The sequence below is a fragment of the Bradyrhizobium sp. LHD-71 genome, assembly GCF_031157255.1.
Taxonomy (GTDB): domain Bacteria; phylum Pseudomonadota; class Alphaproteobacteria; order Rhizobiales; family Xanthobacteraceae; genus P52-10.
This window is the reverse complement of sequence record NZ_JAVIFX010000019.1, coordinates 1-24,826: the sequence shown is the minus strand read 5'-3', so window position 1 is coordinate 24,826 and position 24,826 is coordinate 1. Positions and strand designations below refer to the sequence as shown.

The following is a 24,826-nucleotide window of genomic DNA, read 5'->3' as shown; positions in this document are numbered from 1 at the left end:
CCGTGCCAGACAACAACAGCATTGAAGCTCATCCGGCGTTCGCGCGGGGCGGCACGGCCGTCATCACCGGCGCCGCCAGCGGCATCGGCCTTGCGGCCGCAAAGCGCTTTGCGCGTGCAGGCATGCATGTCTGTCTTGCCGACCTGCCGGGACCGAAGATGGATGCCGCTCGGGCCGAAGTCACGGCCCTGGCCGGGCGCGACGATGCAGTACTTGCGGTGCCGACTGATGTAAGCAAACCCGAGGACGTGCAGAATCTGAGGCAGGCAGCATTCGCGGCTTTCGGGCGTGTGTCGGTCTTAATGAACAACGCCGGCATCTCGATGAAGACGACATCGTGGGGCGACGCTGACAACTGGCGCAAGCTTCTTGAGGTCAATCTCTGGGGTGTGATCAACAGCCTGCAGGCCTTTGTCGGGGACATGATCGCACAGGACGCACCTGCGTTGATCGTTAACACCGGATCGAAGCAAGGAATCACCAATCCACCCGGGAATCCCGGCTACAACGTTTCCAAGGCCGGCGTGAGGGCGCTGTCCGAGCAGCTTGCACATGAACTACGCAGTATCGAAAAATGTCAGGTGCGTGCACACCTGCTGATCCCAGGGTTCACCTATACCGGCATCACCGGCGCCGCGCAGAAGCCGGGCGGAGCCTGGACGCCCGAGCAGGTTATCGACTTCATGCTGGACGGCATCGTGCGCGGTGATTTCTACATTCTTTGCCCGGACAATGACGTGACGCGACTGATGGACGAACGACGAATGCAGTGGGCGGTCGATGACCTGATCAAGAACCGACCGGCGTTGTCACGGTGGCACGCTCCGACTAAGGCAGCGTTTGACGCTTTCATGAAGAGCTAGCTGTGGAACCTCAACAGGTTGTCCTCGGAAAGACCGAGGCGACTGATCGGTGTTTTGGCCTTCAAGCTACCATGCGGCCGATGCCAGTTGTAGCGATGGAGCCAGCTGGACAGCTCGGCGGTTCGCTGATCCGAGTTTTGGTAGGCTCGCGCGTAAGCCCATTCGCGAAGCGCGGTTTGGATGAAGCGCTCGGCCTTGCCATTGGTTTTGGGTGTATATGGCTTGGTGAAGATCTGCCGAAGTCCGAGACGTTTGCAGGCGGCTCGGAAAGCCTTTGACCGGTAGCACGAGCCATTGTCGGTCATCACACGCTCGATGTGGATGCCGAGCTTTGCATAGTAGGCAATGGCGGCCTCAAGAAAGGCGACAGCGCTCTCCTTGCGTTGGTTGGCCATGATCCGCACGAAAGCGACGCGCGAGGCATCGTCGATGCAGACATGGACGAACTCCCAACCGATGCCCTGATGGCGGTTAACCGCGCCAGGATATCGGCCGGTGATGCGATGTCCCACCGAGCCGATCCGGCCGAGCTTCTTGATATCGATGTGAATGAGTTCGCCCGGATTCTCACGCTCATACCGTCGAACTGGCTCAGCCGGTTCCAGGGCACTGAGCTTGTTCAAGCCGAGCCGCCGCAGGATGCGGCTGACGGTCGCCGGCGACACACCGACCTCGAGGGCGATCTGCTTGGCGGTGTAGCGCTGCCGACGCAAAGCCTCAACTGCGGCACATGTGGCTGGCGCTGTTTGGCTTGGCAATGAAAGAGGTCTTGAGGAGCGATCGCGCAGACCGTCAACGCCTTCTGCGCGGAAGCGTTTGACCCATTTGGCAACTGTCTTCGGGGTGGTGTTGAACTGGCGCGCCGCGGAGGCATTGCTCAGTCCACCCTCGATCACACAACGCACCATCGCCTCTCGACCTTTCGGTGTTAGAGGCGCATTCTGGTGGGTATCCATTCGGCCCTCCGCGAATCACTGAGGTTTGGCGACATCAGCGTTCACGGCCGGGGCCGAATGGACAACCTCCTGAAAGTTCACACCTAGCGCACTAGAGACTGGTGTCGTGGATCAGAAATTCGCACCATCGTTGCCGCGAGTCCATCGCGCGAATTTCTGATCCGCAAACGACACTAGAATGATAAACTTGCTAGTGTCCTGATCGAATCCGAAGTTCGCTCTGAGCTCGCTGCAAAGTATGGCGAACTTCGGATTCGGGACATTAGCGTTGAAGGAGTTTTGAACATGACACCACGCATTGCAATCGTCGGCGCAGGCGCTGTCGGCGGCTACGTCGGCGCGCACATGGTCCAGGCCGGCCACGACGTCACATTCGTCGATGGCTGGCCCGAGCACGTCGAAGCGATGCGAAAGGACGGCCTGACAGTAACGCATCTGAAGGATGTTGCTCCATTCGACGTACGCGTCCGCGCCCTACACATCACCGATGTCCAGGGCTTGAGCAAGGAGGCGCCGATCGACATCGCCTTCGTCTGCACGAAATCCTACGACACGGCGTGGGCGACGGCGATGATCCAGCCGTATCTCGCGCGCGACGGCTTCGTGGTCTCGCTGCAGAACTGTATCAACGAGCCGGTCATCGCGAGCATCGTCGGCGAAGATAAGACGCTCGGCTCGATTGCCAGCTCGATCACGGTGGAGCTGACCGGACCAGGACAGGTGTTTCGCGCGGCAGGCAAAAGCGGCGAATCGCATACCGTCTTTCGCGTCGGCCAGCCGGACGGAAAGATCACCGATCGGGTGAAGCGGGTCCGCGAGCTCTTGGCGCTGACCGACAGCGCGCTGATGACGAACGATCTTGCCGCCGAGCGCTGGACCAAGCTGGTGCTGAACGTGATGGGCAACGGCGTCTCCGCCTGCACGGGGCTGAAGAGCCGCGACTGCATCGCCGACGACCGTCTGCGACAGTTCATGGCGCGGCTCGGCAGCGAAGCGATCCGCGTCGGCCAGGGCCTCGGTCACAAGCTGGAGGAGATGTTCCATCTCGAGCCCGAGATCATCGCTCGCGCCGGAGAGGGCGACGCCAAAGCCAAGCGCATCTACGACGAAAATCGACTCGATTCGATCAGCAAACCCGGCGGCGGCGAGCATCGCCCATCGATGGGACAGGACATGGTGAAAGGTCGCCGCACCGAAATCGAGTTCATGAATGGTCTTGTCGTCGAGAAAGGCAAACAGCTCCGCATCGCGACACCTGCGAACGCGGCGCTGACCGACATCGTCAAGAAGGTCGAGCGCGGCGAGTTCAAACCGGACAAGAGCCACCTGACCAGCCTGCGCGAAAGCTGCTGAGCACGTCTCCGCGGGAAGCGTAGCCGTTCGACGAACGACCTCGTTTCGCTCACAATGACGGCTGGCGGAAAAAGAACAACTCACATCAAGGAGCAAGCCGATGAAAGAGCTGATGCCGGTCGCCGAGAAAGTCGCGGCCAGGCTGTTCGAGAAGAAGCACACGATTGCCGTCGCTGAATCCTCAGCCGGCGGATTGATCTCCGCCGCATTGCTGGCGGTGCCCGGCGCTTCGAAATACTTCATGGGCGGCGCTGTGGTGTATACGCGCCACGCGCGACGCAACCTGCTTGGCCTCGAAGGCTTGCCGCCGGGATTACGTTCGTCGACAGAGCCCTATGTGCTGATCCACGCCAATCGCATTCGCGAACAGTTTGACACCACCTGGGGCCTCGCGGAGGCCGGCGCCGCCGGACCACCGAATGCACAGGGGCTCGGCAACAGCTATGGCGATGCCGCCGGCCACAGTTGCTTCGCCGTCGTCGGCAAGACCGGCTTCAACGTCGTCGAGCGCACGACGACGCTCGAGACCGGCAAGAGCGACCGCCTCGACAACATGATCGTGTTCGCCAATGCGGCGCTGGGATTTTTGCTGCAGGAGCTAGAGAAGTAACGGCGCGCCCAGCGCCGTCATCGCGAGCCCTCAGAACGCCGAATAGCCGCCGTCGATCACGAACAGGTCGGCGGTGTGGTACGACGAGGCCTTGCTCATCAGGTACACGGCGATGCCTGAGAAATCCTCCGGATCGCCGAAGCGGCGCATCGGAATGCGTGGCATCACGTTGCCGACAAACTTGTCGTTGGCCATCGCGCCGGCCGTCATCTCGCTTTTGATCCAGCCGGGCAGGATCGCGTTGGCGGTGATGCCGTAGCGCGCCTGTTCGACGCCGAGCGCACGAATCAGCGCATTGATCGCCGATTTCGTCGCCGCATAATGCTCGTTCTGTGCCGTGCCGAACAGCGACGCCATGCTGGACGTCGCCACCAGCCGCCCGAACTTGTCGCCCTTGGCCGCACGTTCGGTCATGTGGCGGGCCGCGGCCTGAAACACATGAAACACGCCGTCGAGATTGGTGGCGAACATGTCGCGCCACTGCTCCTCCGTGCGTTCGATGAAGGGCTTGCGGCCACCGCCGCCGATGCCGGCATTGGCGAAGCAGCCATCGACGCGACCATATTTGGCGATGACCTGCGCCATTGCCTCCTTCACGGAGGCGGGATTGCTGACGTCGCAAACCCGCGCCTCGGCCTTGCCGCCGGCTTTGGTGATGCTTTCGAGCGCCGCCGCATTCTTTGCTTCGTTGCGGCCCCAGATCGACACCGCACATCCGGCGGCCGCGAGCCCCCGCGCGTAGCCAAGGCCGATGCCGCCATTACCGCCGGTGATGACCGCGACGCGGCCGGACAGATCGAACATGCTCATCATCTCTTCCCTGGAATTGTCTCGTCCCTGCAACCTCAGATCCCGTGCTGCGCAGCGGCAGTCTTTTCGCTCGCTGGACCCGCCATGCACCATGGACAATCGGCCCGGCAAAATCAAACCAGTGCCACCGTTGCCGTTTGCCCCTATGCTTCCGTGAACCGCCCCGGGGGTCGGCGCATAAACGAGAGGAAACGATGCCATTCAAACACTGCACGCTTGAGATCGACGCGCAGGTCGCAACGCTCAAGCTCGACCACCAGGAGGTCTTGAACGCCGTCTCAGCCGAGATGCTCGGCGGATTGCAGGATGCGCTCAACGCGATCGAGAGCAAGAAGGACGAGGTCCGGTGCGTGGTACTGACCGGCGCAGGCCGGGCGTTCTGCACTGGCGCCAACCTGTCCGGGCGCAATGATCCAAAAGCGCAGGGAAAGGAGCAGACGCAAGGCGCAACAGTATCGATCCTCGAAACTGGATATCATCCGTTTCTGCGTCGCCTGCGCAACCTGCACTGCCCGTTGATCACATCGGTCAACGGCCCGGCGGCCGGCGCCGGCATGAGCATAGCTTTGATGGGCGACGTCATCCTTGCGGCGAAATCGGCGTATTTCCTGCAAGCGTTCCGCCGCATCGGACTGGTGCCCGATTGCGGCTCGACGTGGATGCTGCCGCGCCTCGTCGGCAAAGCACGCGCCGTTGAGTTGTCGCTTCTCGGCGAGCGTCTGCCGGCGGAGAAGGCGCTGGAGTGGGGAATGATCAACCGCGTGTGCGACGACGCGGCGCTTGCGAGCGAGACCAGAAAGCTGGCGGAGGATCTCGCCAACGGCCCAACGGTGGCAATGTCGCACATCCGACGGCTCTATTGGGAAAGCCCCCACAACTCGTTCGAAGAACAGCTCGACCTCGAAGTGCAGACGCAAAAGCTTGCACGCGTCGCCGACGATCACCGCGAAGGCGTCGCCGCATTCCTGGAAAAGCGCCCGGCCAAGTTCACAGGACGGTAACCGTCATTGCGAGGCATAGCCGTTCGAAGAACGGCGTCGCTTTGCTCGCCTATGGCGACGAAGCAATCCAGCTCTGAGTCTGCCGCAACCGCTGCACTGGATTGCTTCGCTTCGCTCGCAATGACGAGTTAGGCAATGACGATTCAAGCGTCCTTGCTGGCGATCGCCTCCACCTCGACCTTGAACTCCGGTCGGGCCAGCGCAGTGATGACGACCAGCGTTGACGCCGGCGCCAGATCTCCAAGCCGCTGGGTACGCACCTTTCGGAAGCCTTCGATGTCGCCCGCCGAGGTCAGGAAGACCGTCGTCTTGACGACATCCCTCAGTGTCATCTGTCCGTCTTGCAGCAGCTTCTCGATCTTGTCCCAGACGAGATGGCACTGCGCCTCGATATTACCCGGGGTGTGGCCGCTGGCGTCGCTCGCGACCTGGCCGGCGATATAGAGCGTCCGCTGCGGCCCGCTCACCTCGATGGCGTTGCTGAAACCCTGGCCCGCGCCGCCCACAACCTGCCTACCCATCGGCCTACTCCTTTCGGTTCATTCCTTTGCAGGATTAGATAACCATCGCTCATCATAAAGTCTCAAAACGGAAACAAAACCGAAAGATGAATTCTTGATACAATCCAGCGTCTCGCCCACATGACGTGTGGCTATCGGCAAAGGAGCGGAAATGGGCCGACAAGAACCCGCGCGACGTCTGGATCTCGCCCCGGCGTTCCTAACCGACCTTCTTTCGACACTCACCGAACGTGGACGCGCGCTGCTGCGCGGCAAATTTTCCGGCAACGGCGGGACGAGCCTGTCGCACCCGGAACTGGTGCAGCTCGGCGAAACGCTGCTCTCGCGGCGTGGGGAAGCAACCGGTGTCGCGCTCGCCCAATCGCTGCTTGCCGGATATGCGGCCGCATCGCCTGACGATCGCGCGCTGTTTCTAAGGTCGCTTGCCGATCGATTCGGACCTGACTCCGCGCGGGTGGACGCGGCCATCGAAGCGTACCGCAACGGCGGATCTGCCGCGAGCTCTGTCGCCGAACTGCATCGGGCGGCCGAGCCGAGGCGACAGGAGCTGATTCGCCGCCTCAACCTTGCGCCAGGCGGCACGGCTGCGCTGGTGCAGATGCGCGAGGCATTGCTCGTCAACCTCGCAAGCGACGGAGATCTACGCGCCGTCGACCACGATTTCGTGCACCTGTTTGCGTCCTGGTTCAATCGAGGATTTCTCGTGCTGCGACGGATCGACTGGACGACACCCGCCCATATCCTGGAGAAGATCATCCGCTATGAGGCTGTGCACGCGATCGAGAACTGGGACGATCTGCGCAACCGCCTGGCGCCGCCGGACCGGCGCTGCTACGCGTTCTTTCATCCGCAGCTCGTCGATGAGCCGTTGATCTTCGTCGAAGTGGCGCTGACCAGGATCATCCCTGACGCGATTGCGCCGCTGCTTGATCTCAACCGACCCGTCATCCGTGCGCAGGACGCCACCACCGCGGTGTTCTACTCGATTTCGAACACGCAAAAGGGCCTCGCCGGAATCTCCTTCGGCAGTTTCCTTATCAAGCAGGTGGTCGAGGAGCTGAAGCAGGATCTGCCGAACCTGCAGACATTTGTCACGCTGTCACCGGTACCGGCATTCGCTGCCTGGCTCGCGCGTCAGCGCGAAAGCGACGACGGCCCGTTCGATGCCGCGCAAAAGGAGGTTTTGACGCTTCTGGATCAGGACGGCTGGTGGCAGGACCAGGCGTCGATCGACCGGCTACGCCCGGTCATGCTGCATGCGGCCGCGCATTACTTCCTTGTCGCGCGGGACTCCCGCGGACGCCAGATCGATCCGGTCGCCCGGTTTCATCTCGGCAACGGTGCACGGCTGGAGCAGCTGAACTTCCCGGGCGATCTGTCGGAGAAAGGCTTGCAGCAGTCGCACGGCCTGATGGTGAACTACCTCTACGCACTCGGTGAAATCGAGAGCAATCACGAGGCGTTCGCCGAGACCGGAACGGTGGCGGCCGCGCCCGCCATCCGCAAGCTGGAGCGGGCGTTGTCGTCATTGCGAGCGAAGCGAAGCAATCCAGTCTGAGGTTGCGGCAAACGCTGCGCGGGATTGCTTCGTCGCCCCTCCCATAGGCGAGCGAAGCGACGCCGTTCTTCCGAACGGCTATAGGCGAGCGAAGCGACGCCGCGCTTCGAACGGTTATGCCTCGCAATGACGTCGCAACTAAATCCCCGCCATCATCACGTACTTGATCTCGACATACTCCTCCATGCCGTGGCGCGAGCCTTCGCGGCCGAGGCCCGACTCTTTCACGCCGCCGAACGGAGCAACTTCGGTGGTGATCAGGCCGGTATTGACGCCGACCATGCCCGACTCCAGCGCTTCAGCGACGCGCCAGACGCGGCCGAGGTCACGCGCATAGAAATAGGATGCGAGGCCGAATGGCGAATTGTTCGCAAGCGAAATCACGTCCTGCTCGTCTTTGAAGCGGAACACCGGCGCGAGCGGACCGAAAGTCTCCTCGCCGGCAACCAGCGCATCCGGCGCGACGTTCGACAGCACTGTCGGCTCGAAGAAGGTGCCACCGAGCGCGTGGCGCTTGCCGCCGGTGACGACCTTGGCGCCGCGCTTGACCGCGTCCGCAATGTGCTTCTCGACCTTGTCGACGGCTTCCATATTGATCAGCGGGCCCTGCACCACGCCGTCTTCGGTGCCGTTGCCGATCTTCATCGCGGCGACCTTTTTCGAGAGCTTCTCGACGAAAGCGTCGTAGATCTTGTCCTGCGCGTAGATGCGGTTGGCGCAGACGCAAGTCTGGCCCATGTTGCGGTACTTCGAGACGATCGCGCCATCGACGGCCGCGTCGAGATCGGCATCGTCGAACACGATGAACGGTGCGTTGCCGCCGAGTTCGAGGCCAAGCTTCTTCACGCCGACGGCCGCCTGCTCGTAGAGGATCTTGCCGACTTCGGTGGAGCCGGTGAAGCCGACAAAACGCACGGCGGGATGAGCGCACAGCACTTTACCGATCGCCGACGAGTTGCCCGTCAGCACGTTGAACACACCTTTGGGAAGGCCCGCGCGCTCAGCAAGCGCCGCGAGCGCCAACGCGGTGAGCGGGGTTTCATTGGCCGGCTTCAGCACCACCGTGCAGCCGGCGGCCAAGGCGGGTGATACTTTCCGGGTGATCATCGAGCACGGGAAATTCCACGGCGTGATCGCACCGCAGACGCCGATCGGCTGCCGAATCGCCAGGATGCGCGCGTCGCTGCGCTGGGTCGGAATGGTCTCGCCATACACTCGGCGCGCTTCCTCCGCATAGAATTCGACATAGGCCGCGCCGATATCGACCTCTCCGCGCGCTTCCGCCAGCGGCTTGCCTTGCTCCGAGGTCAGGATCAGCGCGATATCGTCGCGGTTGGCGACGATCAATTCGAACCAGCGCCGCAGAATGTTGGAGCGCTCCTTCGCCGTAAGCTTCGCCCAGGCGGGAAACGCACGCTCCGCGGCCTCGACCGCCGCCGTCGCCTCGTCGGTCGACATGCGCGGCACCTTCGCGAGCTCGAGCCCGTTGACCGGATTGGTCACCGGGGTCGCCGGCGCACCTGTCCAGGCGCCATCGATGAAGCAGCGATCGCGCAGAAGCGAGGGATCCTTCAGCCGATCGGCGAATGAAACGGTTTCAGCACGGGCGGATGCGGTCGGTGTCATGGATGTACTCCTCGAAGAACGGGCTGTTCCGGCGGCACCGTGACAGCGGCGGCGGCTCACCGGTCGGCGGCACCTTACGCCGTTAGGATCAAACATCAATGCGGCAGGCACGCAGCAGGAGCAGCGCCGACCGATCACAGTATCACGATCACGATTTGCGAGATTTCAGGGGGAGCTGCGCAGGAAGGTTTCACGCCGACCGATCATGCCTTCCGCAATTGTCCTGGCTTCGGCCTTGGTCGAAGTGGCGCAGGTCCGATATTCGAGATTGGCGAGATTAGCCTTCTCGCCGAACCTGAGCCGCCAGCGCGGCCGGACCGTCCGCGTCACCAGCGCCTGTGCGACGCTGTCGGCGGCGCCGAATGCGAACACGCCGCCGGTGGAGGCCTCGCGAACCTCGTAGATGCCGGGGCCGATCGGCGCCTCGATATGCTCACCGCGCTCCGGTTTTGGAAAATGTTTCCACTGCGTCCAGCGCCCGATCATCCTGCCCTCTCGATCCCGAACTGCGGTGTCAGCCGAGGCCACTACGGGACTTGAACGCGATCGAGGCGATTCCCTTCCCTTAACACTCGGGCCATTCGAGTTTCGACTTAACGCACGATTCCGCGCCGTACTCGAAGTTGAATCAAATGATAGGGCTCGTTTGACGTTCGCAGACGACCTCGCCGCGAAATGACGCGAACGTCAGACGCGGGACACTAGTGTCCCGAATCCGAAGTTCGCCCTACTTTGCAGCGAGCTCAGAGCGAACTTCGGATTCGATCAGGACACTAGCAAGTTTATGATTCTAGTGTCGTTTATGGATCAGAAATTCGCACGATGGACTCGCGGCAACGATGGCGCGAATTTCTGATCCACGACACTAGTCCAGCAACCCCTTCGCCTGAGCCAAGGTCCGAAGCGACGTCTGCGGCCGGGCTCCAAGGTGCTGAATCACCTCCGCCGCCGCCAGCGCCCCGAGTTGGGCCGACTTTTTCATGGGGAATCCGCGAACCACGCCGAATAGAAATCCCGACGCGAACAAATCACCCGCGCCGGTGGTGTCGACGACCTTTTCCACCGGAAACGAGGGCACCGCGCCCACCTCGTCCTTCGACACGACGACGCAGCCTTTTTCGCTGCGCGTGACGACGCCGGTCACCACGTCCTTGCGGAACTGAGCGAGCGCGCCGTCGAAATCCTTTGTCTCGTAGAGCGACGTCAGTTCCGCCTCGTTGGCGAAGACGATGTCGACGGTGCGCTTGCGCATCAGGTCGAGAAACTCGCCGCGATAGCGGTCGACGCAGAATGCGTCCGACAGCGTCAGCGCGACGCTGCGTCCCGCCGCATGCGCCGCCGACGCCGCCTTCACGAAGGCGTCCTTCGCATCCTTCGGATCCCACAGATAGCCTTCCAGATAGGTCACCGAGGAGGCGGCAATCTGCGCCGGATCGATATCATCCGGATGAAGATTCTGCGCCGCGCCGAGATAGGTGTTCATGGTGCGCTCGCCATCCGGCGTCACCAGAATGTAGCAGCAGGCTGTTGCCGGGCCATCCGAGGCCGCGCGGGTCTCGAACGCCACCTTTGCCGCGCGGATGTCATGGCTGAAGACAGCACCCAACTGGTCGTTCTTCACTTTACCGACGAACGCCGCGCGCGCGCCGAAATCCGCCGCGCCGACGATAGTATTGGCAGCCGATCCGCCGGAAATCTCGATCGCCGGTCCCATCGCCCCATAGATGGCCGCAGCCCGTGCCTCGTCGATCAGCGACATGCTGCCCTTGCTCATGCCTTGCGCACCGAGGAACTCGTCGTTTGTGTGCGCCAGAATATCGACAATGGCGTTGCCGATGGCGAGAACGTCGTAGGTCGCTGAAGTCATCAAGACATCCTGGTTGGGGAGAGGAAAAGCGGCGGAGTCCGCCTATCATGCCCCAATACAGGACAGCAAGCGACAGGCCCCGATTCGGCCCCTATAAGCGACACATGATCCGGCCCCTCGCGCTCGTCTCCGCCGGCACGCTCGGCTCTCGCCTTTCAGGTTTCGTCCGCGATGCGCTGATCGCGGCGCTGTTCGGTGCTGGTCACGCGGCTGACGCATTTCTGTTCGCATTCCAGTTCATCAACGTCGCGCGGAGGTTCCTAAGCGAAGGCGCGCTCAATGCCGCGCTGGTGCCTGCGTACTTGCGCATTCGCAACGAGCAGGGCGAATCGGCTGCAGCCTCGTTCGCAGGACGCGCGCTCGGCATGATCGGCGTCACTCTTGTGGTCGCCGCCGCGCTTATTGGGCTTGCAGCACCGTATGCCATCGCTGCGCTTGCGCCGGGCTTGCTGAGCCAGCCGGCGTTCCAGCTCGCTGTCGATACGGCGCGGCTGATGCTGCCCTACCTCGCGTTCGTTGGGCCGGTTGCCGTGGTCGCGGCGGCCCTGAACGCAGAGGGCCGCGTCGCGCTCACCGCATTCTCGCCGGTACTCTTCAACCTCGCCATGATCGCAGCCGTCGTGGCGATGCTTGTCGTCAATAGGTCGAATACCGAGCGGGCCGCATTGATGCTCGCGGCCATGGTCGGCATCGCCGGATGTCTTCAACTCGTATTTCTTGGGCTGTCCGGCACGCGGCACGCCAGGCCAGTGCGCATCGCGTTCGATCCTGAAATCCGCACCCTGCTCTGCCGCGCATTGCCGGGCATGATCGCCCAAAGCGGGCCGCAGTTGCTTTTGGTCGCAGGTGTCGTCGTCGCTTCGGCGACACCCGCCGCCGTTGCGTGGATCTATTTCGCGAGCCGGCTTGTCGAATTGCCCCTCGGTCTCGTCGGTACGGCAACCGGCACCGTGCTGATTCCGAGACTAAGCGGGGCGATGAATGAAGATGCCACCAGCGTGGCGGCCGAGTCTTCGCTGGCCGTGCAGCTCACCTTCGGCCTTGCACTGCCGGCCGCAGTGGGCCTTGCGATGCTCGCAGACCCCATTGTCGCACTGCTGTTCCAGCACGGTGCGTTCACCGCGAACGACCGGCAGGCCACGGCGCTGGCCCTGACGCTCCTTGCCGCGTCGCTTCCCGCGCTGGCGCTGACAAAGCCGCTAGGGGCGGTCTTCTTCGCACGCGAGCAGATGAGGCATCCGGTCCTTGCAACGCTTTTCGGACTTGCTGCAACGGTCGGCGCCGCAGTCCTCGCGCAACCGCGCTACGGACATGCCGGTGTGGCCGCGGCGATATCGCTCGGCGCATGGGTGACCGCGATCTGGCTCAGCGTGGTCCTTCGCGCGACGCGCGACGCGGTCATGAATGCCGCCGGCTGGCGCAACCTCGCCCTCATCGTGCTCGCAAGCGCGATCATGGGCGCTGCGATTGCTGCCACGGTGCGGCTCGCTCCCATCGCCGAAGCCGGCAGTTTCTTGACGCGGACCGCGGCACTCATGACGCTGATTGCGCTTGGCGTCTTCGTTTATGCCACGTGCCTGCGCCTGTCCGGCGTGGTCAGATTTCGCGCGATCCGGCAGGCGTTGTAACGAAACTTGCGCGCGCTTCCGCGCCGTGGCAAAGACGCCGCCGCGACCGGCAAGTCTCAGGAACAGCAAGATGGCGTTGATCCAACGGGTTTTTTCAGGCGTGCAGCCGACCGGGAATTTGCACCTCGGCAATTACCTCGGCGCCATCGTCAACTTCGTGAAGCTCCAGGAGAGCCACAGCTGCATCTATTGCGTCGTCGATATGCACGCGATCACCGTGTGGCAGGAGCCTGCGGAGCTGACGCGCAGCATCCGCGAGGTAACGTCGGCATTCCTCGCCAGCGGCATCGATCCAAACAAGCACATCGTCTTTAACCAGAGCCAGGTGGCCGAGCATGCCGAGCTCGCCTGGGTGTTCAACTGCGTCGCCCGCCTCGGCTGGCTGAACCGCATGACCCAGTTCAAGGAGAAGGCCGGAAAGGACCGGGAGAACGCCTCGGTCGGACTGTACGCTTATCCAAACCTGATGGCCGCCGACATTCTCGTCTATCGCGCGACCCATGTACCGGTCGGCGAGGACCAGAAACAGCACCTCGAACTCGCGCGCGATATCGCGCAGAAGTTCAACAACGACTTCGGCGAACAGATCCGCAATAACGGCTTCAACGACGGCCTGTACTTTCCGCAACCGGAGCCGCTGATCACGGGGCCGGCGACGCGGGTCATGTCGCTGCGCGATGGAACCAAGAAGATGTCGAAGTCGGACGCTTCCGACTATTCGCGCATCAATTTGAGCGACGATGCCGACACGATCGCACAGAAGATTCGCAAGGCGAAAACCGATCCAGAGCCCTTGCCGAGCGAGGAGAAGGGCCTTGAGACGCGGCCCGAGGCTGACAATCTGGTCGGCATCTATGCGGCGCTCGCAGGCAGGACCAAGGCGGACGTCCTGAAGGAATTCGGCGGCGCTCAGTTCTCCAGCTTCAAGAATGCACTGGTTGACGTCTGCGTCTCGCGACTGTCACCGATCACCAGCGAAATGAAGCGGTTGATGGCGGATCCCGGCCACGTGGATTCGGTCCTGATCGACGGAGCCAACCGCGCACGCGTGATCGCGGCGGAAACCATGAGCAAGACGAAGGACATCATCGGCTTCATCCACAAGCGCTGATCGGCTCCATCGCATCGCCACAATCGGCGAGACCGCATTTCATTAAATTTATCGCGCTTGTCGGCGCGTCCGCTGCCGTGGCAGCATGAGCATGGATGGCGCGACCGGCACGGTCGCGAGCAAAACCGGGGCACATATGAGCACGAAACGTCGGAGCTACGAATCCGGCCACAAACCGAAATGCCTTGTCGTCATCGACGACACACCTGAATGCGATCGCGCGGTTTATTATGCGGCGCGCTGGGCAAAGCGCTCGGGCGGCGGGGTCGTCATGCTGCGGGTGATCGAGGCGGATCAGCGCAACCAGGAATGGCGCGGCGTCGCCGATATCATGCGGGCCGAAGCGCACGATGAAGCCAACGCGGCGCTCGATCGCGCGTCGGGCCGCGCCAATGGACTTGCCGGCATCACACCGGAGCGCGTCATTCGGGAAGGCAATCCAGCCCAGCAGATCCTGGACGTGATCGAGACCGACGTCGACATTTCGATGATGGTGCTCGCCGCCAGCGCGGGTGCCGAAGGCCCTGGTCCGATCGTGACCTCGACCGCCAAGACCGCCGGCGCCTTTCCGATCCCGATCGTCGTCGTGCCGGGTACCCTGAGCGACGAGGACCTGGATGGCCTGTCCTAGCGGGGGAATACGGCCGGACAGGTGCGCCCAAAGCGGCCTTGAAGGCCCCGTTTCGGGGGTTATCTGATGGGGGCAATCTGGTAGAGGTTACTAGTATTCACCTGACCGCGCCGGCCTTGAACCGGCGATGCGCCGGAGACGATCATGTTTATCCAGACAGAAGCCACGCCGAACCCGGCGACCTTGAAGTTCCTGCCCGGCCGGACCGTGCTTGGCGAAGGCACGATGGAGTTTCGCGACCGCGAAGCCGCCGTGCATTCCCCCCTCGCCGAAAAGCTGTTCAGCATTGAGGGCGTGTCCGGCGTCTTTTACGGCTCGGATTTCGTCACCGTAACCAAGTCGGACGGCGACTGGCAGCACCTGAAACCGGCGATCCTCGGCGCGATCATGGAGCATTACATGTCCGGCGCGCCGCTCGTGGCGGGTGCCGGGCCGACCGAGAACGCCGAGGAGTTCTTCAGCGAGGCCGACGCCGAAACGGTCGCGACCATCAAGGAATTGATCGAGACCCGGGTCCGCCCGGCGGTGGCCAATGACGGCGGCGACATCACCTTCCGCGGCTACAAGGAAGGTATCGTCTATCTCGATATGAAGGGCGCATGCGCCGGCTGCCCGTCCTCGACCGCAACGCTCAAGCATGGCATCCAGAACCTTCTTCGGCACTTCGTGCCGGACGTCGTTGAAGTGCAGCAGACGTCGGTCTGATCCGGCCAGCAATCCGGGCGAGCGCATTGTGGATTTTTCCCGCGCGTCGGATATTGGCGCGGGAAATCATCGCCGCGATGCTATGATCACCAGATGCTGATCCTCGCCATCGATACTGCGCTCGAAGCTTGCGCCGTGGCCGTTCTCGATTCGGAGGCGAATTCACTTCGCGCGCATGAATCGCAGGCGATGGCGCGCGGCCACGCGGAAGCTTTGATGCCGATGGTCGACCGCGTGATGAAAGCGGCCGCACTTCCTTTTACGGCGCTTGACCGCATCGCAGTGACGGTCGGCCCGGGAAGTTTCACCGGCCTGCGCGTCGGCATCTCGGCCGCGCGAGGACTTGGTCTCGCTGCCGACAAGCCGGTGGTCGGCGTCACCACGCTCTCAGCCTTTGCCGCGCCACATCTTGCCGAAGCCGGCGGTCCGATCGTCTCGCTGATCGACGCGCGGCACGATCACGTCTACATGCAGGTGGTCGACGGCGACGGCACCGCCCTGGTCCGGCCATGCATCGCGCCGATCGCCGACGTTTTCGACCAGACAAGGTTCGGCCCGCTGCGTCTGGTCGGCAATGCCGCACAACTGGTTGCCGAGCGCTGGCCGGGCCATGTGACGCCACCCGCAAGCGTTGAGCAGAGCGTGGCGCCCGAGATCGTCTGGGTGGCGTGGGTCGGCGTCGCCGCCAATCCGGCAACCTCGAAGCCGCGGCCGCTCTATCTGCGCGCGGTGGATGCGAAGCCGCAGGCGATCGCCGTGCAGGATCGGGCGGCACTGTCGGCCTCTTCATGATCGGCTGGCTTTCGCGGTTGTTTGCGCCGCCCTCGACCAGTATCGAGCCTGCGACCATGCGGGACGCAGCCAGGCTGTCACAGTTGCACCGCGCGTCGTTCCATCGCGGCTGGGGCCAGGGCGAGTTCGAAACAATGCTCGCCGAACGCAATACATTCGCCCAGCGGCTGATGCATGGCCGCAAGCCGATCGGCTTCATCATTTCGCGCCTTGCGGTGGATGAAGCGGAGATCCTGTCGGTAGCAATCGCCTCAGCGCAGCGTGGGCGCGGCTACTCCCGCGACCTGCTCGCCAGTCATCTGGGACATCTTGCAGGTCGCGGCATCCGCCACGTATTCCTGGAAGTCGAAGAGAACAACCAGCCGGCGGTCCGTCTCTATCAGCACGCGGGCTTCACCACGGTCGGGCGGCGGGAACAGTACTATAGCGACAAAAGCGGCGCGAAATTGAATGCGTTGATCATGCAGCGAGACTTGTTCTGACGCGCAAGCGGTGTCAGAAAAGACGAACCAGCGTTCGGTTTTCGAAGTTTGCATCGCGTTGCTGCGCCCTTGCATCCGGACTTCGAAAACACTAGGAGCACTAGCAACTTTATGTTTCCCGTGCGGTTTTGAACTTGCACTTCCTTGCGATAAGCTCGCCGCGAAACTGACAGGACGTTCCAGTTCGCCGCCCTCGCAAAGCGGATTTGGCATTCGCAAGGCTTTCGAAAATGGGGGCGAATGTTAGATTTGGACTTAAGAGAAGCGAACATCACGATCAATTCTCAAGAGAGCGATCGATGACTGCCGTAAAACCCATCCCCTCATCGGCCCCCAGCAAGGACGGGGAGACGAAAGGTGGAGACATCGAGGCGCGGTGCGCCGCGACGGGCATGCGCATGACCGAACAGCGGCGCGTCATCGCGCGCGTTCTCGCTGCGGCAACCGATCATCCCGACGTCGAAGAACTTTATCGCCGCTGTGTCGCCATCGACGACAAGATCTCCATCTCGACGGTCTACCGCACGGTCAAGCTGTTCGAAGACGCCGGCATCATCGAACGTCACGACTTTCGCGAGGGGCGTGCACGCTACGAACAGATGCGCGAGACGCACCACGATCACCTGATCAACCTGCGCGACGGCAAGGTGATCGAGTTCACCTCCGACGAGATCGAAAAGCTGCAGGCGGAAGTCGCCCGCAAGCTCGGCTACAAGCTGGTCGATCATCGGCTCGAGCTCTATTGCGTGCCGCTCGACGACGACAAGACCTGAAATCTCGGGCCCCGGCCGCCCGGATCGGACCCGCCGGGGCCGCCGACTGGTTCCAATTTGAACGGTTCGCCCGCCCGAGCGCTGGATTTGAGCCGGGTTTGTCTATATCTGAGCGGGCAATGAACGCGCCGCGTAAGCTGCATATCAAGTCATACGGCTGTCAGATGAATGTCTACGATGCACAGCGCATGGTGGACACCCTGACGCACGAGAATTTCGTCGAGACGGCGAATGCTGCCGACGCCGACCTCGTGATCTTGAATACCTGCCACATCCGTGAGAAAGCCTCCGAGAAGGTCTATTCCGAGCTCGGCCGGCTTCGCGAGGCGAAAGATGACGCGGCGCGCGCCGGTCGCGACATGAAGATCGTCGTCGCCGGATGTGTCGCACAGGCCGAAGGCGCCGAGATCGTCCGCCGCGCGCCGGTCGTCGACGTCGTGGTCGGGCCGCAGAGCTACCATCATCTTCCCGAGCTGCTGCGGCGCGCCCGTCGTGACGGCCGCGCAATCGAGACCGAGTTTCCGGTCGTGGACAAGTTTTCGTCGCTCGCGCCGCCGCAGCCGGCAGCCATTCGTGCGCGCGGCGTCACCTCCTTCGTCACCGTGCAGGAAGGTTGCGACAAATTCTGCACGTTTTGCGTCGTGCCCTACACGCGCGGCGCGGAAGTTTCGCGCTCCGTCGTGAAGATCGCCGACGACGTGCGACGGCTCGCCGACAATGGCGTGCGCGAAATCACGCTGATCGGCCAGAACGTCAACGCCTTTCACGGCACCGGACCGGACGGCAAGCCGTGGCCGCTCGGCAAGCTGCTGCACCATCTTGCGGGAATCGAGGGAATCGCCCGGCTTCGCTATTCGACGAGCCATCCTTGCGATGTCGACGACAGCCTGATCGCAGCCCACCGCGACCTGCCGGCGCTGATGCCTTACCTGCACCTGCCCGTGCAGTCGGGCTCGGATCACATTCTTGCCGCCATGAACCGCAAGCACACCATCGCCGAGTACCATCGCATCATCGAAAAATTTCGCGCCGCGCGCAGCGATATGGCGTTTTCGTCGGATTTCATCGTCGGTTTCCCCTCAGAAACCGACGATGACTTTGCGGCGACGCTCGCGCTGGTCGCGGAAATCGGTTACGCTTCGGCCTACTCGTTCAAATATTCGCCGCGGCCCGGTACGCCCGCGGCGGACATGCAGGGGATGGTCGACGCGGCGACGATGGATCAGCGTCTCGCCCAGTTGCAGGAGCTCATCGACAGCCGCCAGGCGGCGTTCAATGTCGGCTGCATCGGCAAGACATTCGATGTGCTGTTTGAACAGACGGGCCGCCGCGCAGGACAGATCGTCGGCCGCTCGGCTTATCTGCAGCCCGTGCACGTCATGGCTTCTTCCGACATCATAGGCCGCGTGCTGCCAGTGACGCTGACCGGCTTGGAGCGCTACAGCTTTTTCGGAGATCTGTCGGCGGAGCCTGCACGGACAGGCTCGTCGCGTCATAACCACGCCTCGTTGACTACAACGACTGGAGCCTGAAACCCTTGCCAAAAAGCGCATCGGATTCACCATCGCTCGCGCCCGGCCGCAAACTCGACCGAGACCTGAAGACGCCCGATTCCCATATCGAACTCGCCTTCGACGACAATCGCGCGGCGTCGTCGCTCGTCGGCCAGTACGGACAGAACCTCGCGCTGATCGAGCGACGGCTGAACGTCGTTGCCGACCAGCGCGGCAATCACGTCACGATCGCAGGCTCACGCGACGGCTGCGAGGCGGCGCGGCGGGTGCTCGAGGAACTCTACGATCAGGTCCTGCGTGGGCACGAACTGACCCAGGGCGACGTCGACGGCGCGATACGCGCCGTGATCGCGCAAGGTTCGCTGTTCGATTTCGATCCGAAGGCGGCGCGCTCCGCGTTCGAGGAGATCAATCTGCGCAAGCGTCCCGTGCGGGCGCGCACCGCGGCACAGGACGCCTATATCCGCGCGCTGAAACGGCACTCGCTGGTGTTCGGCACCGGGCCCGCCGGTACCGGCAAGACCTGGCTTGCGGTCGCGCATGCCGCGCAGCTGTTCGAGCGCAAGGAGGTCGACAAGATCATCCTGTCGCGCCCGGCGGTCGAGGCCGGCGAGCGGCTCGGCTTTTTGCCCGGCGATATGCGCGAGAAGGTCGATCCTTATCTGCGGCCGATCTACGACGCGCTCTACGACCTGATGGATGCGCGCGTGGTCGAGCGCGCGTTGCAGACTGGCGAGATCGAGATCGCACCGCTCGCATTCATGCGCGGCAGAACGCTCACCAATGCCGTCATCATCCTCGACGAGGCGCAGAACACGACGTCGATGCAGATGAAGATGTTCCTGACACGGCTCGGCGAGAACAGCCGCATGATCGTCACCGGCGATCCAAGCCAGGTCGACCTGCCGAACGGCCAGCCGTCCGGCCTTGCAGAAGCAACGCGGCTGCTTGACGGCGTCGAGGGCATCGCCCAGGTGAAGTTCGGCGCCGAGGACGTGATCCGCCACGAACTCGTGCAACGGATCGTCGCCGCCTATGAGAAAGCCGCGCCCGGACCCGGCAAGTTTCCGGACAAGAGTGCCGGAAAGGCCTGACAGGCGACACTGCCATGCCCTCCATCGCGCCCTTGACGGCCGATATTCTCGTCACCGCCCCCTGCTGGGAGGCGGAACCGGAGGCCGAAGCGCTTGTGCAGCGCGCAATCGAAGCTGCCGCGCGGCACGCTTCTGCTTCGGCGGAGGGCGCCGAAGTTGCTATTGTGCTGACCGATGATTCTGGAATCAGAACGCTCAACCGCGACTGGCGCGGGATCGACAAGCCGACCAACGTGCTTTCGTTTCCGGCCGTACCAACGCCCGCACGCGCTGCGCAGCCACGCATGCTCGGCGACATCGCGATCGCCTATGAGATTACGCGGCGCGAAGCCGAGAGCGAGAACAAACCGTTCGCGCACCATCTCAGCCATCTCGCCGTGCACGGATTTCTCCATCTCGTCGGTTACGATCACGAGAACGATGCCGATGCGGAATCGATGGAGGAGCTGGAGCGGACGATCCTCGCAACCCTCGGCGTCCCCAACCCTTATGCGTGAGCGACTCCGTGCCGCCTGACCCGATACCTGGCAACAGTCGCGACGAAACCGCGCCGGAACATGACCGCGGCACGTCCGCGCGCGACACGGACGGGTCGAGATCCCACGACAATTGGCTGGCGCGCGCGATCCGCACGCTGCTTGGCTGGCGATCCGGCTCGCTTCGGACCGATCTCGAAGCCGTGCTCGAGGGATCGACGCCCGACCAGATCGGGTTTACCGCCGCCGAGCGCGCCATGCTGCGCAACATCCTCGATCTGCGCGAGCGACGGATCGCCGACGTGATGGTGCAACGGGCCGACATTGTCGCGGTCAAGCAGGACATTCCGCTCGGCGACCTGATGAAGTTGTTCGAGAGCGCCGCACTGTCGCGTTTGGTCGTCTATCGCGAGACGCTCGACGATCCGGAAGGCATGGTGCACATCCGCGACCTGCTCGCCTACATCACCTCCCGCTCCCAGGTCGATCCCGAAGCCAATACGCGCCGCAAGCGGCCGCTTCCCGCCAATCTCGACCTGCGCAGCATCGATCTGTCGATGCCGCTCGAGCACGCTGGCATTATCCGCAAGCTTTTGTACGTTCCGCCGTCGATGCCGGCGATCGATCTGTTGGCGCAGATGCAGGCGACGCGCATGCATCTTGCGCTGGTGGTGGACGAATACGGCGGCACCGACGGTCTCGTGTCAATCGAAGATCTCGTTGAGCAGATCGTCGGCCGGATCGACGACGAGCACGATGATGACGCGCCACCCTCGATCGTCAAGCAGCCGGACAATTCCTTCATCGCCGACGCGCGCGCGCCGATCGACGATGTCATCGCGCTGATCGGCCCGACGTTCGATCCGGGCGAGGCCGCGAGCACGGTCGACACGCTTGGCGGCTATCTGGTTGCGCAGCTCGGTCGGCTGCCGCCGCGCGGCGAGGTGATTTCCGGACCGGGGCCGTTCGAGATCGAGGTCCTGGACGCCGATCCGCGCCGCCTGAAGCGCTTGCGCATCAGCGTCCGCAAGGAGCTGCCGGCGCCGGCGCGCGCGCGCAGCGCGCGACGTCGCACGAACGCGTCCGAGACTCCCGACGCCGACAGCGCACCCTCCGGCTCGCATTCTGCCGACGACAGCACATCGTCCAAAGATCCCGCGAGCGATACGTGACGCTGACGCGGCTTGCCCATTCCGTCGTCCTGTCATGGGGCTGGCGTCGCGCTGCGATCGCGTTTGCGGCGGGCGCGGCGTCGGCGCTCGCCATGCCGCCGTTCGGCCTGTGGCCGGTGCTTTTTCTGACGCTGCCGGTCGCGGTCTGGCTGATCGACGGCGCCGGTGCCGGCAAGCTCGGCGGATGGCCCACCGCCGCCCTGAGCGGCTGGTGGTTCGGCTTCGGCTATTTCCTCGCAGGCCTCTACTGGATCGGCAACGCGTTGCTGGTCGATGCGCGGACGTTCGGCTGGCTGCTGCCGTTCGCCGTCGCCGGACTGCCGGCGGGGCTTGCGATCTTCATGGCGCTCGGCTTCCTGCTCGCGCGGCTGATCTGGACCAAGGACGCATCGCGGATCCTCTCGCTGGCCGTTGCGCTGACCGCTTCCGAATGGCTGCGTGGGCACCTGCTGACGGGCTTTCCATGGAATGCGCTGGGCTACGCCCTGTCGAACCCGCTCGCGCTCGCGCAAACTGCTTCGCTGATTGGATTGTGGGGCCTGACCTTCCTCACGGTCGCGATCTTCGCGAGCCCGGCGGTACTGGTCGACGAGAAGAGCATGACGCGGCACCGCTGGCTCGCACCGGCGCTGGCGCTGCTCGTCCTCGCAATCATGGCGGCTTACGGCGGCGTTCGCCTTGCGGGCGCGCCGACGCGTCTCGTCGAAGGCGTGAAGCTGCGCATCATGCAGCCGAACCTGCCGCAGGACGCGAAGTTCAACTATGGCGCCAAGGCCGAGGTCATGCGTAAGTACCTCGCCCTGTCCGACCGTTCGACCGGACCGCAATCGCAGGGCGTGCGCGACGCCACCGTGCTGATTTGGCCGGAATCCGCATTCCCCTTCTTCCTCACGCGCGAAGCCGACGCCATGGCGCAGATCGCCAACCTTCTGCCCGAAGGAACGATCCTGATCACCGGCGGCGTGCGGCCGCCGGATTCGGCACCGCCCGGACAACCGGTGCGCCGCGCCTACAACTCCATTTACGTGATCGACCACGACGGCTCGATCCTGTCGGTCTACGACAAGCTGCATCTGGTGCCGTTCGGCGAATTCCTCCCCTTTCAATCCACGATGGAGATGCTCGGCTTCTCGCAACTCACGAAAGTCCAGGGCGGCTTCATTCCGGGCACGAGGCGCCGTCCGATCGATCTGCCGCGCACGCCACGCATGCTGCCGCTGATCTGCTACGAGGCCATTTTTCCCGGCGAGATCACCTCACGCGACGAACGACCGGCCTGGATCGTCAATCTGACCAACGATGGATGGTTCGGGAACAGCCCGGGTCCCTACCAGCATCTGCAGCAGGCGCGCCTGCGCGCGATCGAGGAAGGATTGCCGGTGGTGCGAGCCGCGAACACCGGTATTTCCGCGGTCATCGATCCCCTGGGGCGGATTGTCGCGCAACTCGGCCTGGGGGCCGAAGGCATTCTGGACGCCGCGCTGCCACAACCGCTCGCGCCCACAGTCTACAACCGCGCCGGCGATGTTCCGGCGGGCCTGTTCATCGCCGCAGCCCTCGCCGTCGCGCTACGCCGACGGATGACGGGCCGGTCTCGACGGACGCTTTCCGGGCCATAAGCGGCATTCGGCGCGCCACATTTTTGGCCTTTACGCGGCAATCACAACTACAGGCTGTGGAGCCAATCGCCGCAGCCTGCTAAGTGCCTGCCCAATCGAACGTATTCATACTGCGTTCATGGGAGGTAAGATGATATCCGTCAAGCTAACAGACGAGGCAGTCCAGCTGCGGACCTTGCGGTGAACCTGCCGGAACCCGCTACCCTTTTTCTCAAGTTTGTAGAATGCGATAAATACCGGGGCCGGGACTAGGGTTTGACCCGGCCTGTCTAATCCGCATAGTTGCATGTAGATTTTCTTAAACGGGCGAGTGTCATGAGCCTAATTGGTCCCGGGGAGAAGCTGATGTCGGTGAAAGCGCCAAATCCCGTCGACAAGTACGTCGGCAGCAGGATCCGTATGCGGCGCATCATGCTCGGCATGAGCCAGGAGAAACTCGGCGAGTCCCTCGGGCTGACATTTCAGCAGATTCAGAAGTACGAAAAAGGCACCAATCGCGTCGGCGCCAGCCGTCTGCAGCAGATCTCCGAAATCCTGCAAGTCCCGGTTTCATTCCTGTTCGAAGGTGGTCCAGGCGGAACCATCAGTGCCGACGGCGTGACTGAAGCCCCCTCACCTGCTTACGTCTCCGATTTTCTGGCAACGTCGGAAGGCCTCGCGCTGACCCGCGCGTTCACGCGCATCAACGACTCGAAGCTGCGCCGCAGCATCGTCGATCTGGTCGAGCAGATCGCCACGCGCGAGCAATCGGATCGACGCTGACGATCAGCGCCTGCGCTTCTGCTGAACTTCATCTCATCCTTTGCGGCTTCGCGCTCGCGGATGCACGCGATGACCCCTGAACATTCCCAAAAACTTCGCGCGCAAGGCTCGTTCTTCGGCCGCCGCAAGGGCCACAAGCTTCGGCATCATCAGGCCGACCTGATGGTGTCGCTGCTGCCGCAACTCACGGTCGACATCGGCACGCCTGCACCAGAACCGATTGCGCGGCTGTTCGGATCCAGCGTTACGTCGGCGCGGCTGGAAATCGGCTTCGGTGGCGGCGAACATCTGCTTGCCGAAGCAGCAGGCCACCCTGCGGCAGGCTTCATCGGCTGCGAGCCGTATGTCAACGGAATGGCGAAGATCCTTAGCAGCCTCGACACGCAGCCACTGCCGAACGTGAAGCTGTTCGCAGGCGACGCCGCCGAATTGCTGGCCTGGTTGCCGCAGGCCTCGCTGCAGCGGATCGACTTGATCCATCCTGACCCGTGGCCGAAGCGGCGGCACTGGAAGCGCCGGTTCGTGCAGGACGAAACGGTCGCGGCGATCGCGCGCGTGCTCGCCGACCACGGCGAATTCCGCTTCGTCAGCGACATCGATGACTACAACGCCTGGACGCTCGCCCATGTGGTCCGGTCAGCAGATTTCAGCTGGACCGCCGAGCGCGCCGACGACTGGCGCAAGCCTTGGCCCGGCTTCACGATGACGCGCTACGGCCGCAAAGCCGAGCGCGAAGGCCGGCAGGCGACGTATCTGATTTTTCGACGACGCGAGAGGTAAGCAACGCTAGTGTCCCGAATCCGAAGTTCGCTATACTTTGCAGCGAGCTCAGAGCGAACTTCGGATTCGATCAGGACACTAGCAAGTTTATGATTCTAGTGTCGTTTATGGATCAGAAATTC

25 protein-coding genes are annotated in these 24,826 nt (G+C 63.1%); 19 read left to right on the top strand and 6 right to left on the bottom strand.

Annotated features, from left to right (window positions below; all coding sequences use genetic code 11):
- The first annotated feature begins 2 nt into the window (after nucleotides 1-2).
- Nucleotides 3-863, top strand: coding sequence for an SDR family NAD(P)-dependent oxidoreductase (locus tag RCO31_RS20760; protein ID WP_308970372.1), 861 nt, complete (start codon nucleotides 3-5; stop codon nucleotides 861-863).
- On the opposite strand, the gene RCO31_RS20755 is transcribed toward RCO31_RS20760, so the two are convergent.
- On the bottom strand, nucleotides 860-1,819 hold the full coding sequence (locus RCO31_RS20755; RefSeq protein WP_308970371.1) for an IS481 family transposase: 960 nt from the start codon (nucleotides 1,817-1,819) through the stop codon (nucleotides 860-862). The genes RCO31_RS20760 and RCO31_RS20755 overlap by 4 nt on opposite strands.
- 285 nt (nucleotides 1,820-2,104) lie before the next feature.
- Here RCO31_RS20755 and RCO31_RS20750 point away from each other — a divergent pair, with 285 nt between their 5' ends.
- On the top strand, nucleotides 2,105-3,172 hold the full coding sequence (locus RCO31_RS20750) for a 2-dehydropantoate 2-reductase (protein ID WP_308970370.1): 1,068 nt from the start codon (nucleotides 2,105-2,107) through the stop codon (nucleotides 3,170-3,172).
- Between the two features lie 100 nt (nucleotides 3,173-3,272).
- Nucleotides 3,273-3,782, top strand: coding sequence for a CinA family protein (locus RCO31_RS20745; RefSeq protein WP_308970369.1), 510 nt, complete (start codon nucleotides 3,273-3,275; stop codon nucleotides 3,780-3,782).
- 30 nt (nucleotides 3,783-3,812) lie between these two features.
- Here RCO31_RS20745 and RCO31_RS20740 read toward each other — a convergent pair whose 3' ends face one another.
- Nucleotides 3,813-4,592, bottom strand: a complete 780-nt coding sequence (locus tag RCO31_RS20740) for an SDR family oxidoreductase (protein ID WP_308970368.1) — start codon at nucleotides 4,590-4,592, stop codon at nucleotides 3,813-3,815.
- Nucleotides 4,593-4,786: 194 nt separating this feature from the next.
- Between RCO31_RS20740 and RCO31_RS20735 the strand changes: the two genes are divergently transcribed.
- The gene (locus tag RCO31_RS20735; protein WP_308970367.1) at nucleotides 4,787-5,593 is read left to right on the top strand and encodes an enoyl-CoA hydratase/isomerase; all 807 of its coding nucleotides are present in this window, start codon (nucleotides 4,787-4,789) and stop codon (nucleotides 5,591-5,593) included.
- Between the two features lie 143 nt (nucleotides 5,594-5,736).
- Here RCO31_RS20735 and RCO31_RS20730 read toward each other — a convergent pair whose 3' ends face one another.
- Nucleotides 5,737-6,114, bottom strand: a complete 378-nt coding sequence (locus tag RCO31_RS20730; protein WP_308970366.1) for a RidA family protein — start codon at nucleotides 6,112-6,114, stop codon at nucleotides 5,737-5,739.
- A 151-nt stretch (nucleotides 6,115-6,265) separates the two neighbouring features.
- On the opposite strand from RCO31_RS20730, the gene RCO31_RS20725 reads away from it, so the two are divergent.
- A complete protein-coding gene (locus RCO31_RS20725; RefSeq protein WP_308970365.1) occupies nucleotides 6,266-7,672 on the top strand; it encodes a malonyl-CoA decarboxylase in 1,407 nt (468 codons plus the stop codon).
- A 138-nt stretch (nucleotides 7,673-7,810) separates the two neighbouring features.
- On the opposite strand, the gene RCO31_RS20720 is transcribed toward RCO31_RS20725, so the two are convergent.
- The 3 genes from RCO31_RS20720 to RCO31_RS20710 form a co-directional block, all read right to left on the bottom strand.
- Nucleotides 7,811-9,298 carry an NAD-dependent succinate-semialdehyde dehydrogenase gene (locus RCO31_RS20720; protein ID WP_308970364.1) on the bottom strand — a complete coding sequence of 496 codons (1,488 nt, stop codon included), beginning with the start codon at nucleotides 9,296-9,298 and terminating at the stop codon, nucleotides 7,811-7,813.
- A 165-nt stretch (nucleotides 9,299-9,463) separates the two neighbouring features.
- Nucleotides 9,464-9,784, bottom strand: a complete 321-nt coding sequence (locus tag RCO31_RS20715; RefSeq protein ID WP_308970363.1) for a hypothetical protein — start codon at nucleotides 9,782-9,784, stop codon at nucleotides 9,464-9,466.
- A 379-nt stretch (nucleotides 9,785-10,163) separates the two neighbouring features.
- Entirely contained in the window at nucleotides 10,164-11,165 is a 1,002-nt protein-coding gene (locus tag RCO31_RS20710; RefSeq protein WP_308970362.1) for an adenosine kinase, read from the bottom strand.
- Between the two features lie 104 nt (nucleotides 11,166-11,269).
- Between RCO31_RS20710 and murJ the strand changes: the two genes are divergently transcribed.
- From murJ to RCO31_RS20640, 14 genes are all read left to right on the top strand, one after another.
- A complete protein-coding gene (gene murJ / locus RCO31_RS20705) occupies nucleotides 11,270-12,793 on the top strand; it encodes a murein biosynthesis integral membrane protein MurJ (RefSeq protein ID WP_308970361.1) in 1,524 nt (507 codons plus the stop codon).
- 70 nt (nucleotides 12,794-12,863) lie between these two features.
- Complete coding sequence (gene trpS, locus RCO31_RS20700; RefSeq protein WP_308970360.1) at nucleotides 12,864-13,904, top strand: tryptophan--tRNA ligase; 1,041 nt, start codon at nucleotides 12,864-12,866, stop codon at nucleotides 13,902-13,904.
- Nucleotides 13,905-14,040: 136 nt separating this feature from the next.
- Nucleotides 14,041-14,535, top strand: a complete 495-nt coding sequence (locus RCO31_RS20695) for a universal stress protein (protein ID WP_308970359.1) — start codon at nucleotides 14,041-14,043, stop codon at nucleotides 14,533-14,535.
- Between the two features lie 144 nt (nucleotides 14,536-14,679).
- Nucleotides 14,680-15,240 carry a NifU family protein gene (locus RCO31_RS20690; protein ID WP_308970358.1) on the top strand — a complete coding sequence of 187 codons (561 nt, stop codon included), beginning with the start codon at nucleotides 14,680-14,682 and terminating at the stop codon, nucleotides 15,238-15,240.
- Between the two features lie 93 nt (nucleotides 15,241-15,333).
- Nucleotides 15,334-16,032, top strand: a complete 699-nt coding sequence (tsaB, locus tag RCO31_RS20685) for a tRNA (adenosine(37)-N6)-threonylcarbamoyltransferase complex dimerization subunit type 1 TsaB (RefSeq protein WP_308970357.1) — start codon at nucleotides 15,334-15,336, stop codon at nucleotides 16,030-16,032.
- Entirely contained in the window at nucleotides 16,029-16,514 is a 486-nt protein-coding gene (rimI, locus tag RCO31_RS20680) for a ribosomal protein S18-alanine N-acetyltransferase (RefSeq protein ID WP_308970356.1), read from the top strand. The genes tsaB and rimI overlap by 4 nt, the downstream gene beginning before the upstream one ends.
- A gap of 299 nt (nucleotides 16,515-16,813) precedes the next feature.
- The gene (locus RCO31_RS20675) at nucleotides 16,814-17,287 is read left to right on the top strand and encodes a Fur family transcriptional regulator (RefSeq protein ID WP_308970355.1); all 474 of its coding nucleotides are present in this window, start codon (nucleotides 16,814-16,816) and stop codon (nucleotides 17,285-17,287) included.
- A gap of 119 nt (nucleotides 17,288-17,406) precedes the next feature.
- Nucleotides 17,407-18,819, top strand: coding sequence for a tRNA (N6-isopentenyl adenosine(37)-C2)-methylthiotransferase MiaB (miaB, locus tag RCO31_RS20670; protein ID WP_308970354.1), 1,413 nt, complete (start codon nucleotides 17,407-17,409; stop codon nucleotides 18,817-18,819).
- A gap of 5 nt (nucleotides 18,820-18,824) precedes the next feature.
- Nucleotides 18,825-19,895 (top strand): PhoH family protein, encoded by a 1,071-nt coding sequence (locus RCO31_RS20665; RefSeq protein WP_308970353.1) that lies wholly within the window; start codon nucleotides 18,825-18,827, stop codon nucleotides 19,893-19,895.
- A gap of 14 nt (nucleotides 19,896-19,909) precedes the next feature.
- Entirely contained in the window at nucleotides 19,910-20,392 is a 483-nt protein-coding gene (gene ybeY / locus RCO31_RS20660; RefSeq protein ID WP_308970352.1) for an rRNA maturation RNase YbeY, read from the top strand.
- Nucleotides 20,393-20,400: 8 nt separating this feature from the next.
- Complete coding sequence (locus RCO31_RS20655) at nucleotides 20,401-21,543, top strand: hemolysin family protein (RefSeq protein WP_308970351.1); 1,143 nt, start codon at nucleotides 20,401-20,403, stop codon at nucleotides 21,541-21,543.
- Nucleotides 21,540-23,162 (top strand): apolipoprotein N-acyltransferase, encoded by a 1,623-nt coding sequence (lnt, locus tag RCO31_RS20650; protein ID WP_308970350.1) that lies wholly within the window; start codon nucleotides 21,540-21,542, stop codon nucleotides 23,160-23,162. The genes RCO31_RS20655 and lnt overlap by 4 nt, the downstream gene beginning before the upstream one ends.
- A 345-nt stretch (nucleotides 23,163-23,507) precedes the next feature.
- Nucleotides 23,508-23,924 (top strand): helix-turn-helix transcriptional regulator, encoded by a 417-nt coding sequence (locus RCO31_RS20645; RefSeq protein ID WP_308970495.1) that lies wholly within the window; start codon nucleotides 23,508-23,510, stop codon nucleotides 23,922-23,924.
- A gap of 69 nt (nucleotides 23,925-23,993) precedes the next feature.
- Nucleotides 23,994-24,704, top strand: coding sequence for a tRNA (guanine(46)-N(7))-methyltransferase TrmB (locus tag RCO31_RS20640; RefSeq protein ID WP_308970349.1), 711 nt, complete (start codon nucleotides 23,994-23,996; stop codon nucleotides 24,702-24,704).
- Nucleotides 24,705-24,826: the final 122 nt, after the last annotated feature.